Source organism: Metabacillus endolithicus, from assembly GCF_023078335.1.
In the GTDB taxonomy this organism is placed as follows: Bacteria; Bacillota; Bacilli; order Bacillales; family Bacillaceae; genus Metabacillus; species Metabacillus endolithicus.
In genome coordinates, this window is record NZ_CP095550.1 from 1,398,014 (window position 1) to 1,413,291 (window position 15,278).

The following is a 15,278-nucleotide window of genomic DNA, read 5'->3' on the forward strand; positions in this document are numbered from 1 at the left end:
TCCATTTCTAGATACCTAATCCAAGTGAAAATAATATAATTGCTAAAACAACGCCTAGTAGCGGAACAATGACAGTGAGTGCACCTACAGGATTGTATGCATCCTGATGAGATTCTCCACAAATTGCACGAACAGTTGTCACAACATATCCGTTATGTGGGAGAGAATCTAATGCACCTGATGATATCGACACAACCCGGTGTAAAGCCTCCGGATTCACGCCCATATCCATATAGTGTGGTGCTAGTAATGGTAAGGCAATGGCCTGACCTCCAGAGGCTGAGCCTGTCATCCCAGCAATCACACTGACCGCAATAGCTCCACCAATTAACGGCTTCCTGGAATACTAGTCATGGCATTTACAGCTACTTCAAATGCTGGTACCGCCTTTGCAACACCACCAAACCCTACTACAGCTGCTGTGTTCCCAAGGGCTAATAATGCTCCAAGTGTTCCTTCTGATACAGCATTCCAAAACGATTTAAAATACTTACGGTTTAATAGATAAGTAGCAATAACTCCACCTAGCAAGGCAATAATTAATGCTGATTGCTGCAAGGAATCGTGGAAAATAAACGAAATAACTAACACAACAAATAACGGAATTACTCCAAATAACGGATTTGGTAAAGCTTTGTTTTCATTTACAGGATCATTGTCTCTTGCAATAAATTTCTCACCACGTGCTACTGCTTTTGAAATCATTCTTCTTAGCCACCAATAACCAAATACCATCATAAACACAGCAACAATTAAACTAACTTCCCACCCGGCATACGGAGAAGTACCTAAATATTCAATGGGAATCCAGTTTTGAATTTCCGGTGAACCTGCTGATGTCATTGTAAAGGTAACAGATCCAAAAGCGAGTGCCGCTGGAATAAAGCGGCGTGGCAGATCTGCTTCTCTAAATAAACTAACCGCCATTGGATAAACAGAAAATGCGACAACGAATAAACTAACACCACCGTATGTTAACACCGCACATGCAATAACAATGGCAAGTACAGCTCTTTTCATCCCAATTTTACTTACAATCCATTTTGAGACACTATCTGCTGCCCCACTATCTTCCATTACTTTTCCAAAAATGGCCCCTAGTAAAAACATGAGATACCAAGAAGCAATAAATCCAGAAAAACCAGTCATATAATTTCCTACTAAATTTGCCTCACCTTCTCCCACTAATTGTGGAAAAAGTGGTAAACCACTAAATACAGCAACAAATAAAGCACATAATGGACCTGCTACTAATAAGTTCATACCCCTCATTGTTAAAAAAATTAAAAGTGCTAAACCACCAATTAATCCAATCATACTTAACATCTGTCTTCCCCCTTTGCTTAACTATAAGTCTTAAGAACGGTAACCGCTTTCATTTCTAGGTAATCCTTTTTAGAACACTCCCTTATTCACCAGGCACCTTTTCTTTAAACAACCAATATACATTCTGCATTTTATACCTCCTTTCAACTTCACAATTATAAAAGCAAGAAGTATGCCAACAAGCATAAACTGAGTAAATAATTACATATCAATGAATACCCGCTATGTTATAACTCTTTTTCTACTATACTTATTCCGGATTTCTGGAATACTTTGAAAAATAATAGCTAGTCCACATCATCCTAAAGGTTATTTTCAAGCATTAAAAGAGCAGTCCAAAATCTTGGACTGCATTCCGGATATTCGGACTTATTCAAGACCATATTTTTGAATTTTTTCATACATACTAGACTTACTGATTCCTAACGCTTTAGCAGCGCCCTTTTTATCTCCTTTGTATTTCTGAATCATTTTCAGTAAAATTTCTTTTTCTGCATCATTTAGCATTTCTTTTAATGTTAATGCTGATTCTGATTTCGAATGATAAATTGTTGATTGTTTTATATAATCAGGAATAGAGTCTAATGTAATTAGATCTGATTTGGCTAAGTGAATAGCAGCTTCAATAACATTTTCTAGCTCACGAATATTTCCTTGCCAATGATAGTGGTAGAACGTATCCATCACATCTTCATGAATCATTGAAATTCTCTTTCCTGTTCGAATTGAAACCTTTTTGATAAATTGGCGAACTAAAACCTCTAAATCTTCCTTACGTTCTCTTAGGGAAGGAATAAACAAAGGAATCACACTTATTCTGTAATAAAGATCACTTCGAAAATCATTTGCTTTCATCAATTCTTCCAACGGTCTATTTGTTGCAGTAATAACTCGAACATCCAAAGGTATTGTTTTGGTGGATCCTACAGGTTCGACTTCTTTTTCCTGAAGAACACGAAGCAGCTTTACCTGCATTTGTAAGCTCATATCACCGATTTCATCTAAAAAAATGGTTCCACCATTAGCTTGTTGAAATTTCCCCTTTTTTCCACCCTTTTTAGCTCCAGTAAAAGCACCATCTTCATACCCGAATAATTCCGATTCAAGAAGATGCTCCGGGATCGCACCACAGTTAACCTTTACAAACGGCTTATCACTTCTATGACTTAAAAGATGGATGCTATGAGCAAATAATTCTTTTCCCGTCCCACTTTCTCCCCTAATGAGAACTGAGCTATCAGTTGCTGCAATTGATTTGACCTTTTCCTTTAACCCGGCCATAATGGCTGATTTTGAATGAATGTCGTTTAATGTGTATTTTGCTCCTGTATCATCTTGCTGCTCGATAAACGATTGAATAGATGACAAATGGTGACGAACATGTGAGTTCATTTCACTCCATTCCTTCGTATCTCTAAACATAACGGTACCAAACGCTCCAACAACCTTACCGTCAGCAATAATCGGAATGCGGTTTGCAATCATATAATTCCCACGAATATATTGAAGATCAGCAATTTCCTCTTCACCGTTTTTGACAACAATATGCATTCTTGTATTTTCTATTACTTCTGTAACATGCTTCCCAATAACCTCTTCCTTTGTTACTTCACAAAAACGACAATAATTGTCATTCATATAGATAATATTGCCATCAGCATCGACTATAACAATCCAAACGTAAGCGTTTTCTATAACAGTTTCAATTATTTCCTTTGCGTAAGGAAAACGTTGATTGATCATGACATATTACCTTCCCCTGTTAATCATTTTTTCTCTTATCGTATCACAAGTTAGCTGTGTAAGTTTCAGAAAAAAAGAAAAGGTCTTAGACCCCGTAAACATCGGGTTCCTGAGACCTTTTCTTTTCAATAACAGCATTAAGCTTTTTATCATAAATGAAAGTAGTGAAGATACCAACTGCTAATAAAGTAATTATAATTATAAATAAGAGGTTCATATTGTAATAGTCTGCAATTACACCTCCAAGTATAGGGCCAATCATTCTACCACCTGTTGCTGTACTATTAACAAATCCTTGATAAAAGCCTTGTCTACCTTCAGGAGCTAAATCATTTGCAATTGTAGGAACTGCTGGCCAAACAAGCATTTCTCCTATTGTTAAAATAACCATAGCAACAAGAAATCCAGTAAATTGCTCTGCAAACGAAGCAATCACAAAAGAAAACATAAACACAACAAATCCAATGATCATTTGTCTTTTTAATGTTTTAGCAAAGCGTTTCACAAACATGGAAATAAGTGGCTGACCTAACACAATCATCGCACCGTTAATTGTCCATAAAAGACTGTATTGGCTTATAGGAATATTTAGTGTTTGTGTGTAAGAAGAGATTGTTGAAGGCCATTGAACATAACCAACCCAGCATAGTAAATAACCCGTACACAAAATAATCAAAGCCGTAAACTTATGACGACTTTTTATAGCTGTTTTTTCATTTAAAATCGAAGTTTGCTTCGCGTTTGCTCCATCAATATTTCGATACCCGAAGAATGCGACAAAGAAAAAAAAAGCATACAAAGCTGCATTTGCTACAAATATATAATTAAATGAGATGCTAGCAACAATTCCTCCTAACGAAGCTCCTGCTGCAACACCAACATTTTGTGCTACATAAATAGAGTTAAAGGCTTTTCTACCACCTTCTGGCCAAACAGTTCCGGCTAGAGCATATGTAGCAGGAAAAACAATACCTGAACCAAATCCAATAAAGATTAGCAAGTACATATAAACAGGCCAGCTATGATTAAACATCAAAATCACAATTGAAACCAAAGTGATGACGATACCTATTAAAATAGATTTATATCCCCCAATCTTGTCAAATAAAACACCACCAACAAGATTTCCTATTACACCTGCAGCAGCATTAAGCATCAGGACAATCCCAGCTAAAGTTAAAGACTTGCCTAGATGTTCATGGATATAGATAGTGTTTAACGGCCATAAAAATGACGCTCCGGTAACATTAATCATCATACCAATTACAAGTAACCATAAAGAACGTGGCATACCTCAACCTCCTTCACGTGCATGATCATAGTGAATTTCCCCTCAACTATGTAACGTTCCTCAGAGAATTTTAGCCCCTTTTCTTATGATTTGCAATGAAGAAATCACCTATCTTATAATGTTGTAATAATGAGAAAATATAGACTTTTACTCTTACTCTATTAGTCTATACATTAAAACATCGTCCACATAATTCCCGTCTATGTAAAACTCTTTTATTAATTTGCCTTGCTCAATAAAGCCGCATTTTTTATAAAAGATTAACGCCCCTTTATTAGTAGACAAAACACGTAGTGACAGTTTCGTGTTTCCTCTTTCTTTCGCAAGCTCTATTGCTTTGTCCAACAGCTTCCTGCCAATTCCCATTCCTTGGTACATTTTGTCTACAGCTATATCAATTTCCATAACGTGTTGATTGGTTTTTAAAGGAGTAGAAGCGTGATACCCTAAATACCCTGCAACGTCTCCATTTACAATTGCAACAATTTGACTGCCTTCAGGATTTCTTTCTCTAAATTCGTTAACAGAGTTCCATACAATATCAGCAGGTGTTGTTGCAGCATCCCATACACGATGATCTAACTCTATTAACTTTTCAAAATCTTGTTCTTCTGAAAAACGAATGGTGATCTCCATACTTTTCCCCCATAGTTGTAATGTTTACCTTAGAATATCAACTATTTAAGGTAAGAGAAATAGTTTTTGAAAAATTCTCCATTTATATTCCGATTCACTGTGCAGAGCATACGAAAAAACTGCCAGCATAAAGCCAGCAGTTCGAACGAGCTTATAGTTCCCTTCTTAAAGCGGCTAGCACATTGATATTTGTTGCTTTAACAGCTGGTCGCAGCCCGGAAATCATAGCTACTCCAATACTAATGGCTACTGATATCACAACTAGACTTATCGGAATATATGAAAATGTAAAGTCTATTTCACTAGTACCTCCACCTGTAGCAGATTGTAAAATAATTGGTAAAATCTTGTTAGCAGCAAAGCTAATACCGTAGGAAATGAGTACACCAATGGTTGCCCCGATAATTCCTATATACGCACTTTCCATTAAAAACAATCTTCTAATAATTCCTGGTTGTGCACCTAACGCTTTCATAATTCCTATTTCTTGAGTTCTTTCCGTTACAGCCATTGTCATCGTATTAAAGATCCCAATTGATGCTATAATAACTGCGATTGTTCCAACAAATATTAATCCAGCCTTAAAAAAGGTAAAAAATAAGTTTATACTATCTAATTCTTCGGTTATTGAATAAACCATATAATCTTTATCTTTAAGGTCAGTGGTCACCTGTTCTACTGCCTCCAAGTTAGATGCATAGACAAAAACCTCACTATAGGGAATTTCACTCACCTGACTTCCTTCTTCTAAAGGCCTTGCAAAGGAAAGAATCTCCTCTCGAAGTACATCATTTATATAGATGCTTTGATCCTGCATCCAGTCCCGAGCAGGTGCTTCTCCCACTCCTGCAATTTTAAAAGTAAATGACTTTTTCTCTTCTTTTCCTTCTTCTGTTTCTTTCGTAATAGTCATCGTAATTTCTTTACCTACAAGATTTCCTTGGTATCCTGTTGGCTCTTTAACAGTCTCATTTGGTGAAGATTCCATCTTCTTCTGATATTCAATTTTTTCATTTTCTGTTAATAGAGCTTTAGCAAAATGATATCCAACAATGATTTCATTATCCGCTTGTGGTACTTTTCCTTTTTCCAATGACAAATTAGCCTTTAACTCTTCTTGCATATTTGTTATTGTTGGCCAAACTTCTCCTTTTCTGTCCTCGAGTGAAACCTCCACCGGAAGGTCAATCGAGTTACGGCGGACAACCGCTGTTACATTTTCTGTTTCACTAAGTTCTTTTAGATGCTCCTTATTAATTTGTTGATATCCTTCCTTCTCCGTTTGTTTTCCTGAAACAGAAACTTCTGTAATAATCTGCTGCGATTGTATTTCTTCCGTCATGCTCTTTTGAACACCGAACCCAATTGAAGCCAAAACAATTAAAAAGGCACATGCCATTGTGGTTGCTAAAATGGTCATAAAAACCCTAAGCCGATTTTTCTTCATATTTTTCAACATAAGTTTTAATTGATCATTAAACTTCAACGAAAGCACCACCTTTTGACAGCACTCCATCTTGTAAATGAAATTGATGATTGCTTATTTTCGCTACTTCATCATCGTGTGTAATAATACAAAATGTAATTCCTTTTTCTAAGTTTAAGCTTCTTATTAAATCTAATATTTCTAATTCAGTTTCTGTATCGAGACTTCCAGTTGGTTCATCAGCAAGAATAATACTTGGCTTTGTAATTAATGCTCGTGCAATACTTACGCGTTGTTGTTGTCCCCCCGATAATTCATTTGGATAGTGACTCGCGTGTTCATGTAAACCTACATTTTGTAATAAATCCATGACTTGTTTTTTTCGCTCAGGGGAAGGTACCCCTTTTAAGGTAAGAGGAAGCTCCACATTCTCAAATGTCGTTAAACTTGGAATGAGCTGAAAGCTTTGAAAAATAAAACCAAAGTGACTCAATCGAAACTTTGCCCATTCTTTTTCATTAAAGTTTGTTACATTGTTTTCATGGATGATCAATTCGCCCTCAGTAGGCGATATATAACCTGAGATTAAATTCAGCAAAGTGGATTTTCCAGAACCACTTCGACCAACAATTGTCGCGATCTCACCTTGCTTTATGTTAAATGTTACATTTTTTAAAACGGGAATTTCTTTTTCTGTTCCTTTTTTCCCCACTCTAAAAGAATGACTCAAGTTCTTAACCTCAATCATATACCTTCTCCTCCATTACGTTTATTTTTGTTTTTTATAGATAGCAAAATAACTAATGATAAATCCAATACCTGCACCGATTGCAGCTCCAATAATGTAACCGACCATATCTTCTTGGGATGAAGACATATACCCCAATGTACTGAACCCTAAGATTCCTAGAACGATAACGATGACTTGGGCAGGTCTTTCCATCCATCTCCACACAAAGAATGAGCCGTTTCGTTCAAATGGATGTTTTTGAAAAGCATAATAACCAATACTAAAAAATAGTAAACTAATAATAAAAGGTAAAAGTAAACTTTTAACAGGAAAATGACCATACGTAAAAAACAAATAAGAAATAGGTGATAGATTGTAAACAGCAGATTCAAATGAGCGATCAATGTTAACTTCAGGGTAAAATAATATTCCAATTTGAATAAGTGTTAATCCAAATACAAGAATCGGAAATACACTCACTGTAAATGCTACTAATCCTTGAGCCAATGGGTTACCGGTAAACGCTCCCGCAGAAAATGTAACACTATACAGTAGCAACAATGCACCCAATAAATACAAATAAAACTCTGTAAAATAAAGAACTGGAATATCTATAAACAGGATTAGTATAGCCGTTATTGTAAATGAAATGACCCAACTTAGAATAATACTTACGGCACCTACACTCCATTTCGTTAGGTAAATACTTCCCCTTGAAAAAGGCAGCGTCAGAGTAAATTCCATATTTCCATTACTTCTCTCCACACCAATTTGCACAATGGCTAGTGTTATAACAAACACACATAATAAAAATGCTGAACCAAAATGTTGTAGATCAATCTCTTTTAAATCTTCGGAAAGATTCTTTATATTTATTAAATTTAAATATTCCAGCCATATTTGTGCTGGCAGAAGAAACGAAATAAAGAGGACCATGATTAATAACTGAACCCAATGTTTCTTTATTTCATGTTTTAATAAATCAGGAGCTACCATCTTCGCTTCCCTCCAAACTTTGCAATAAAGATTTCTTCCAAACTTACTGGAAGCTCATTCCAAATTTTAGGTTCATGTGAGCGTAACCACTCATGACTTTCCCGATCCTCCTGTTTCATAACAACTGTATAAAAAACACCGGTGGACTCTAAGATTGGAATGCCCTTCTTTCTCATCTCTAACGTTAAATCTTGATTGAAAGCCAATTGTAATTTCACATAATTCTCCTTTAAATCATCTACATTCAGTACATCTGCGAGCTGATTATCTTCTAAAAAGGCAATGCGATTACAAATTCGTTCTATGTCTTCGAGTCTGTGTGATGTTATTAAGATAGTCGTATTTCTATGAGCAACTTCATCAATCATTAATTGCAAAAGATCGTGCCTTGTTACGGCATCAATTCCATCTGTTGGTTCGTCAAGTAAAATAACAGCAGGACGGATCGCAAATGCAAGAATAAGACCCAATTGTTTTTTTAGCCCTGTGGAAAGTTCACGATATTTTTTTGTTTCTGGTACTCCGTAGCGATTCATTAGTTCATTTGCATACGTTACATCAAAGTCCGGATAGAGTGTACGAAGTGTTCTAACAAGTTGTTTATAGCTATAACGATCATAGGCAGGATTTTGAACTGGCATATATATCACTTTTCTTTTTACAAGAGGATGATCAAAAATGGACACATTCTCAAACAGCACTTCACCCTTGTCTGGTTGAATAATTTGTTGTATGCACCGTAATAAGGTTGTTTTTCCAGAACCATTTCTTCCTAATAAGCCAAAAATTTCGCCTGATTCAAGAGTAAGGTCAATCTCTTTAAGAACCTCAACTCCATCAAGTGTTTTTGTCAGTTTTTTTATTTGTAGCATGGGAATCCCCCCTACTTCCTTCCTGATTTCATCAATCCACTCATGAATATAGTTAAAGTCAATACCAGCATAAAACGCATCAATAATTAGCGGCTTTAATTGGTCCTTAATCATTTCCATCTTCCTTTCATCTAGTGACTCTCCCGTATTTTCTGACACAAAGGTTCCACGCCCACGTAATGTCTCAATTATCCCTTGTCTTTCAAGCTCCTTATAAGCCTTACTAACAGTGTTTGGGTTTGCAACAATCATGGTGGATAATTCTCGAACAGATGGAAGCTTGTCACCAGACTTTAATACCCCTTTAAAACATAGCTCCTTCATCTGCTGAATAATTTGCTCATAAATGGGAGTTGAACTTCTCGGATCTATTTGGATCATCGTTTCTCCCTACTTTCCTATCATTTTATATTGATCTATGTGTATTACATCATGTAGTACACTTAGTACATTACGCCAACTCTATAAAATTGTCAATAAAATACAGATATTTTTTCCGAAAATAAAAAAAAGGACCAGTTGGCCCTTTTATCATTCGTCTTCTACTCTTTGCTTAGATTTAATTGGCTGACCCTTTTTTGCATTTTTAGCTTTTGTTTCTTTAATTGGATCATAATCCTGACCAAGCTCTAGATCATTGCTGTTAACACCGTTTTTTGTTTTCTGCTCCGGGTTATTTTGCTTTGATCGTTTTTTCATCGCTCAGCATCCCCTTTAAGAATCATCTTATTTTGAAGTTCTTGAAGTTGTAATCTCATACGATAAAGCTGATCTTGCTGCTGATCATTTGCACTTAATGAAAGATGATTAATTTCATTAACAGAATCCTCTAGTCCCTGAAGTGCTTTTGTATATTCTGTTTCATTATAATGCTCTTGTTGTGCTCCAGTTTTATATTGTTCACGAGCATATTCAATTGCGTCCGTACAGCGTTGTAAATATTCATTAACAGATTGTCTTGTTGCCATGTCCATCTCCTCCAAACGATATGAAGTCAATTGAAGCTTCATCAGTTATATTGTTTACAACGGATGAAAAAACTTGTGTTCAAATATATGGAAAGCCATCAAGTCATCTGTCTTTCCTGAAGCTTAAATGGTAAAATGATTAGATGGAAATTTGACATACTATTAAAGGAGGTTTCTATTTTGAAGCAATCCTCTTCATTTGCCTATTCTACGGATAATAAACGTTATCATACATGGAATTATCATTTACGTCAGCACTTTGGACATAAGGTTTTTAAGGTTGCTTTAGATGGAGGTTTTGATTGTCCTAATCGAGATGGTACTGTTGCACATGGTGGTTGCACCTTTTGTAGTGCTGCAGGGTCTGGTGATTTTGCAGGTAATCGTGCAGATCAACTAATTACGCAATTTCATGAAATCAAAGATAAAATGCATACAAAATGGAAGAACGGAAAGTATATGGCTTATTTTCAAGCCTATACAAATACACATGCTCCGGTAGAAGTGTTAAGAGAAAAGTTTGAATCTGTTCTCGCTCAAGAAGATGTTGTAGGTCTTTCTATTGCAACACGACCAGATTGTTTACCTGATGATGTGGTTGAATACTTGGCAGAATTAAATCAGCGTACGTACCTTTGGGTTGAGCTTGGTTTGCAAACTGTTCACGAACGAACAAGCCCTTCTCATTAATCGTGCCCATGATTTTCAATGCTATGTTGATGGCGTGAAAAAATTACGTAAACACGGAATTAGAGTGTGTTCTCATATTATTAACGGATTACCACTAGAAAATAATGAAATGATGATGGAAACCGCAAAAGCAGTTGCAAACCTTGATGTGCAAGGAATTAAAATCCACCTTTTACACTTATTAAAAGGAACACCTATGGTTAAACAATACGAAAAAGGAAAGCTTGAGTTTTTAGGTTTAGAAGAATATGTGAATCTTGTTTGTGATCAATTGGAAATACTTCCACCCGAGATGATTGTTCATCGTATTACAGGTGATGGTCCGATTGATCTTATGATTGGGCCTATGTGGAGTGTAAACAAGTGGAATGTTTTAAATTCGATTGATGCCGAATTAAAACGAAGAAATAGCTTTCAAGGAAAATATTATCGTAAAACAGAGGTACTTTCTTAATGAAGTTAAAACGTATATTGCCTTTTGCCAAACAATTATTAGAAGAAGCAATTAATGAGGGAGATATTGTTGTTGATGCTACAATTGGTAATGGTCACGATACTGTTTTTCTAGCACAACTCGTTGGAAAACAAGGTCATGTTTACGGATTTGATATTCAAGAACAGGCTCTTCTCAATACAGTGGAACGACTGAAAACAAATAACCTTCAAGAAAGAGTCACACTTTCTCAACAAGGACACCATTTTATTTCATCAGTTATACCTGAAGAAAAGCATGGGCTTATAAGTGGGGCTATGTTTAATCTAGGTTATTTACCAGGTGGAGATCCTTCTATTGTTACGAATTTTGAAACAACAATATCAGCTATTAAACAGCTGTTACATGTGATGAAACCTGAAGGAATGATTGTCATTGTTGTTTATCACGGTCATCCTGAAGGAAAGATAGAACGAGACGAGCTTATGAGCTTTGTTGAAAGAATCGATTCAAGTGTAGCTCATGTTTTAAAATATCAATTTATAAACAAACAAAATAATCCACCATATATTGTTGCGATTGAAAAATGTTAGAGGCGCCCTCATTAGGCGCCTTTTAGTTCATTAGGAACTTTTTTTCCAAGGGAATTTTTGAATTGTACGATATGCTCTTCCATTAAAATAAAAGAAAAAAGAGGTTATTCCACCTAACTTTATTAATCTTTTTGCTAATTTATTAAGCTCTTTCCTTGATGCAACCTTATCATCTGATAAATACACTCCAAGTAATCCCCGATTAATCAAGCGATGAAAATTCTCATGTGGAATCCCTTTTAAGTGAATATCAGCCTTCTCAACGAAGTACTCCAATCTATTGATCATGACTTCTTCTGACGAATAATAGCTACAAAAATTCAAGTCTCCACCCTGTTGATCCTCTTCTTGGTCAATTAAATAATCGAGCAGAATATGAAGACCCTGGATATAAGGGAAATAGCTGTCCATTATTTGTTTAGCTTGTTTCTCTTCAAACCCTTCTTGAAAAGCATATGCTACTAAACAAAAAATACCAAGAGTTGATCCTGTACAAGCTGAAAACTCATACCATTCCATTTGGGGTACATTTCCTCTATGTCGTTCAAACCAATCCTCAAGGCGTGACACTCGTTCATCCTTTTTAACATGCTTATGTACCTGAAGATCGCAATAATAATTTGATAATTCTAGTAAATACTTTGATATCAAAGGATAGTGTTGTAAGTCCGATAAAACATTTTGACATGTTTGAACTAACTCATGAAGATAGCCACCATCATCTTGATCTTCCCTAAATTGGTAATAATTTTTACAGGAAGCACCGCATGATAAAGCATCTAACATAGACTGGTGAAGCATGCGAAAATCAACAGGATCCAGAGAAGTACTTCGATCACAAAGATTATCTAGATAATCACTTATTGTTTGATAAGCAACAATAAATTCGATGCATTGCTGTTTATGCTGACCTGAAATCATTGATAAAATTGCTCCACCTTCACAGTGAAACTCTTTTTCCTGTATACTATTTAATGCTTGTATCCTTAATTCCCTATTCGGTATGCTTTCTGCTTTCTCTTTCCAATGCTTTATATAAAAATGTGTGATGGGAAATATTTCTTTATATACCTTAGTCATTAACCTAATCGGATGCTGGGGTACTGTCAAAGGGGTTGTCACCTCTTGTATATAGAATAAAGTTAAAGCATTTTATAGTGTTTTACTTTTGATCATGTGAATGGGCGTCAAAAAACCTCTTCGCCGTTTCAAAAACTATTTCTTGCTCTGGCTCATTAAAAATTTCATGATAAAGCCCTTTCCACTCTTTATAATTTTTCTCATGAAGATCTACTTTGTTAAACCATGCTTTCACAAGTGACTTGTCAACAATCTTGTCTGCGCCGCCTTGCATAAGTAATAACGGTACATCCTGAAATTTACCAACCTGATTTTGTGCTTCTTCCATAGCCTTTATTAACTCACGGTACCATCTTACGGAAACCTTTGTCACATATAAAGAATCATTTTCATCAAGCTCCTGTACAGCTTTACTTCTAGTAGCAAGACCAACATTCAATTGTGACTGTACTTTAAAAGATGGCATAATTAAATTCAAGCCTCTTGAAGCAAGCTCAAGCGCCTTATTAGGTTTAAATAATATTCCCAGGCAAGGAGACGATAGAATTACTGCCTTCACATCATGATGCTTTTCCTGCAAGGCACGAATAACAATAAGGCCTCCCATGCTATGGCCTAATAAAAATAGCGGAGCACCAAATTTCTTTGCTTCCGTAATCCACTCATTCACTTCTTTTATATATTCATCAAAAGATTCTATGTGTCCTCTTCTTCTGGTTGTAGTTCCTTGACCTGGTAAATCACCGATTACAACATGATATCCAGCTAATCTCCACATTTCTACAAGCATTTTATAGCGACCATGATGTTCAGCAGCTCCATGGACAATAACAATACATCCCTTTACATCATCTGTTTCAGCTTCCCATTTCCACATAATGCTGCCTCTCCTTTCACTATCTTCTCTTTTTAAATATCTATGGAAATCAACATTTTAGTATTATAAACCAGTGGTATAATAAACGAATAAAAGTATATTCTTTCCATTAGAAAGGAATGACAAACATGATTTATCCATTTAAAGACAAAGAGCCCCAAATCTCTGAATCAGCTTTCATTGCAGATTATGTAACAATTACCGGTGATGTAATTGTCGGAGATGAATCAAGCATATGGTTTCAAACAGTCATCCGCGGAGATGTTTCACCAACAATTATAGGTAAGCGTGTGAATATTCAGGATTTATGTTGTCTTCATCAAAGTCCTAACAAACCACTAATCCTCGAAGATGACGTGACTGTTGGCCATAGTGTCGTTCTACATAGTAGCATTATTCGCAAGAAAGCTTTAATTGGTATGGGTTCCATCATTTTAGATGGTGCAGAAATTGGTGAAGGAGCCTTTATTGGAGCAGGTAGTCTTGTTCCTCCCGGAAAAAAAATACCCCCTAACACGCTTGCTCTTGGTCGACCAGCAAAGGTTGTAAGATCACTAACCCAAGAAGATATAAAAGATATGGAACGAATCCGTCGTGAATATGTTGAAAAAGGACAATATTATAAATCCATAAAAAAATAAGCACCATGAATAATTTTTATGGATTTGTACATTACATAAAGTCTTTTTAAAGAATAAAAAATTCACCAATGAAACTTGGCGATAAGCCAAGTTTTTCTAATCTTTCTTATTATGTTACCACCCTCTACCTTTCCATACCACTTTCAAAATCTTCTTTCATAAATTGTTTAAAAATGACTCAGGACAGACACAAATGCCTCTACTTCTTACATATTATACCTATCTTAAGAAAATAATTTCATTTCATAATGTTTATTTAGCTATCATTAATTTTTTGAAAATTATGTGAAGCAATTTTTTACATTATCTTATTATTAACTAAATAATCATCAACTAAAATAATAGTAAAGGGGTAAAAAAAAGGAGCGTTCCTAAGATGAAAACAAGGCTTTTATCGAACATGTATGATTTTGAATGCAGGCTGTTTCGAAGTGTAAACCGTCATTTTGATCAAAAGATTCTAAATTTCTATTTTCGCAATATTACACATCTTGGTGGAGCTATTATCACAATCACGGTTTGTCTTTGTCTTATGTTTTTCACAAAAGGTAACGTACAAACTACAAGCATTGCTAGTGGATTATCACTTCTTTTAAGCCATCTTCCCGTGGCTATGGTTAAAAAACTGTATCCACGTAAAAGACCTTACATTGCACTTGTAGAAACAAAAGTACCTGCAAATCCATTGGAAGATCATTCCTTTCCATCAGGACATACAACTGCTATTTTTTCTGTTATCATTCCATTTATTTTATTTATGCCACAATTTGCACTTATTCTTTTACCAGTTGCTATAAGTGTAGGTTTATCAAGAATGTATCTTGGCTTACATTACCCTTCAGATGTTCTGGCTGGATGTTTACTTGGAAGCTCTGCTGGATTTGTTAGCTACACAATTTGCCATGAAATATTGTATAAGGCTTTCTTTAACCTAAGTATGAACATAAAAATAGAAACTCATTAATGGTACCTTTCA

At 35.5% G+C, this 15,278-nt stretch carries 14 protein-coding genes and 3 pseudogenes; 4 read left to right on the forward strand and 13 right to left on the reverse strand.

Annotated elements, in window-relative coordinates:
• Positions 1-7: 7 nt before the first annotated feature.
• The 11 genes and pseudogenes from MVE64_RS07520 to MVE64_RS07570 form a co-directional block, all read right to left on the reverse strand.
• Positions 8-1,326, reverse strand: a pseudogene (locus MVE64_RS07520) (GntP family permease).
• A 369-nt stretch (positions 1,327-1,695) separates the two neighbouring features.
• On the reverse strand, positions 1,696-3,069 hold the full coding sequence (locus MVE64_RS07525; RefSeq protein ID WP_247345210.1) for a sigma-54 interaction domain-containing protein: 1,374 nt from the start codon (positions 3,067-3,069) through the stop codon (positions 1,696-1,698).
• A gap of 85 nt (positions 3,070-3,154) precedes the next feature.
• Positions 3,155-4,360, reverse strand: coding sequence for an MDR family MFS transporter (locus MVE64_RS07530; RefSeq protein WP_247345213.1), 1,206 nt, complete (start codon positions 4,358-4,360; stop codon positions 3,155-3,157).
• Positions 4,361-4,513: 153 nt separating this feature from the next.
• Positions 4,514-4,996, reverse strand: a complete 483-nt coding sequence (locus MVE64_RS07535; protein ID WP_231308055.1) for a GNAT family N-acetyltransferase — start codon at positions 4,994-4,996, stop codon at positions 4,514-4,516.
• A gap of 151 nt (positions 4,997-5,147) precedes the next feature.
• Complete coding sequence (locus MVE64_RS07540) at positions 5,148-6,482, reverse strand: ABC transporter permease (protein ID WP_247345215.1); 1,335 nt, start codon at positions 6,480-6,482, stop codon at positions 5,148-5,150.
• On the reverse strand, positions 6,472-7,170 hold the full coding sequence (locus tag MVE64_RS07545) for an ABC transporter ATP-binding protein (protein ID WP_098794938.1): 699 nt from the start codon (positions 7,168-7,170) through the stop codon (positions 6,472-6,474). Before MVE64_RS07545 ends, MVE64_RS07540 begins: the two co-directional genes overlap by 11 nt.
• A gap of 21 nt (positions 7,171-7,191) precedes the next feature.
• A complete protein-coding gene (locus MVE64_RS07550; protein WP_247345218.1) occupies positions 7,192-8,148 on the reverse strand; it encodes an ABC transporter permease in 957 nt (318 codons plus the stop codon).
• Entirely contained in the window at positions 8,142-9,020 is an 879-nt protein-coding gene (locus MVE64_RS07555) for an ABC transporter ATP-binding protein (RefSeq protein WP_247346985.1), read from the reverse strand. Before MVE64_RS07555 ends, MVE64_RS07550 begins: the two co-directional genes overlap by 7 nt.
• A gap of 6 nt (positions 9,021-9,026) precedes the next feature.
• A pseudogene (locus MVE64_RS07560) lies at positions 9,027-9,401 on the reverse strand (GntR family transcriptional regulator); the annotation flags it as partial.
• 150 nt (positions 9,402-9,551) lie between these two features.
• Positions 9,552-9,719 carry a glycogen biosynthesis protein GlgD gene (locus MVE64_RS07565; RefSeq protein ID WP_098794934.1) on the reverse strand — a complete coding sequence of 56 codons (168 nt, stop codon included), beginning with the start codon at positions 9,717-9,719 and terminating at the stop codon, positions 9,552-9,554.
• Positions 9,716-9,988, reverse strand: coding sequence for a YtzC family protein (locus MVE64_RS07570; RefSeq protein ID WP_098794933.1), 273 nt, complete (start codon positions 9,986-9,988; stop codon positions 9,716-9,718). Before MVE64_RS07570 ends, MVE64_RS07565 begins: the two co-directional genes overlap by 4 nt.
• Before the next feature lie 135 nt (positions 9,989-10,123).
• Here MVE64_RS07570 and mnmL point away from each other — a divergent pair.
• Positions 10,124-11,132 (forward strand): annotated as a pseudogene (gene mnmL, locus MVE64_RS07575) (tRNA modification radical SAM protein MnmL/YtqA).
• On the forward strand, positions 11,132-11,704 hold the full coding sequence (gene mnmM / locus MVE64_RS07580) for a tRNA 5-(aminomethyl)-2-thiouridylate-methyltransferase MnmM (protein WP_098794931.1): 573 nt from the start codon (positions 11,132-11,134) through the stop codon (positions 11,702-11,704). The pseudogene mnmL and the gene mnmM overlap by 1 nt, the downstream one beginning before the upstream one ends.
• A gap of 30 nt (positions 11,705-11,734) precedes the next feature.
• On the opposite strand, the gene MVE64_RS07585 is transcribed toward mnmM, so the two are convergent.
• Together MVE64_RS07585 and MVE64_RS07590 are read right to left on the reverse strand one after the other, a co-directional pair.
• On the reverse strand, positions 11,735-12,814 hold the full coding sequence (locus tag MVE64_RS07585; protein ID WP_247345221.1) for a tetraprenyl-beta-curcumene synthase family protein: 1,080 nt from the start codon (positions 12,812-12,814) through the stop codon (positions 11,735-11,737).
• Positions 12,815-12,866: 52 nt separating this feature from the next.
• Positions 12,867-13,661, reverse strand: a complete 795-nt coding sequence (locus tag MVE64_RS07590) for an alpha/beta hydrolase (protein WP_247345224.1) — start codon at positions 13,659-13,661, stop codon at positions 12,867-12,869.
• A gap of 128 nt (positions 13,662-13,789) precedes the next feature.
• Here MVE64_RS07590 and MVE64_RS07595 point away from each other — a divergent pair, with 128 nt between their 5' ends.
• Together MVE64_RS07595 and MVE64_RS07600 are read left to right on the forward strand one after the other, a co-directional pair.
• Entirely contained in the window at positions 13,790-14,302 is a 513-nt protein-coding gene (locus MVE64_RS07595; RefSeq protein ID WP_098794928.1) for a gamma carbonic anhydrase, read from the forward strand.
• Positions 14,303-14,678: 376 nt separating this feature from the next.
• Positions 14,679-15,266 (forward strand): phosphatase PAP2 family protein, encoded by a 588-nt coding sequence (locus tag MVE64_RS07600; protein WP_247345226.1) that lies wholly within the window; start codon positions 14,679-14,681, stop codon positions 15,264-15,266.
• Positions 15,267-15,278: the final 12 nt, after the last annotated feature.

What these genes read in the sequence shown, in the direction of transcription:
- MVE64_RS07525 (WP_247345210.1), bottom strand. Translation starts at nt 3,069, where the DNA reads ATGATCAATCAACGTTTTCCTTACGCAAAGGAAATAATTGAAACTGTT.
- MVE64_RS07530 (WP_247345213.1), bottom strand. Translation starts at nt 4,360, where the DNA reads ATGCCACGTTCTTTATGGTTACTTGTAATTGGTATGATGATTAATGTT.
- MVE64_RS07535 (WP_231308055.1), bottom strand. Translation starts at nt 4,996, where the DNA reads ATGGAGATCACCATTCGTTTTTCAGAAGAACAAGATTTTGAAAAGTTA.
- MVE64_RS07545 (WP_098794938.1), bottom strand. Translation starts at nt 7,170, where the DNA reads ATGATTGAGGTTAAGAACTTGAGTCATTCTTTTAGAGTGGGGAAAAAA.
- MVE64_RS07550 (WP_247345218.1), bottom strand. Translation starts at nt 8,148, where the DNA reads ATGGTAGCTCCTGATTTATTAAAACATGAAATAAAGAAACATTGGGTT.
- MVE64_RS07555 (WP_247346985.1), bottom strand. Translation starts at nt 9,020, where the DNA reads ATGCTACAAATAAAAAAACTGACAAAAACACTTGATGGAGTTGAGGTT.
- MVE64_RS07565 (WP_098794934.1), bottom strand. Translation starts at nt 9,719, where the DNA reads ATGAAAAAACGATCAAAGCAAAATAACCCGGAGCAGAAAACAAAAAAC.
- MVE64_RS07570 (WP_098794933.1), bottom strand. Translation starts at nt 9,988, where the DNA reads ATGGCAACAAGACAATCTGTTAATGAATATTTACAACGCTGTACGGAC.
- mnmM (WP_098794931.1), top strand. Translation starts at nt 11,132, where the DNA reads ATGAAGTTAAAACGTATATTGCCTTTTGCCAAACAATTATTAGAAGAA.
- MVE64_RS07590 (WP_247345224.1), bottom strand. Translation starts at nt 13,661, where the DNA reads ATGTGGAAATGGGAAGCTGAAACAGATGATGTAAAGGGATGTATTGTT.
- MVE64_RS07595 (WP_098794928.1), top strand. Translation starts at nt 13,790, where the DNA reads ATGATTTATCCATTTAAAGACAAAGAGCCCCAAATCTCTGAATCAGCT.
- MVE64_RS07600 (WP_247345226.1), top strand. Translation starts at nt 14,679, where the DNA reads ATGAAAACAAGGCTTTTATCGAACATGTATGATTTTGAATGCAGGCTG.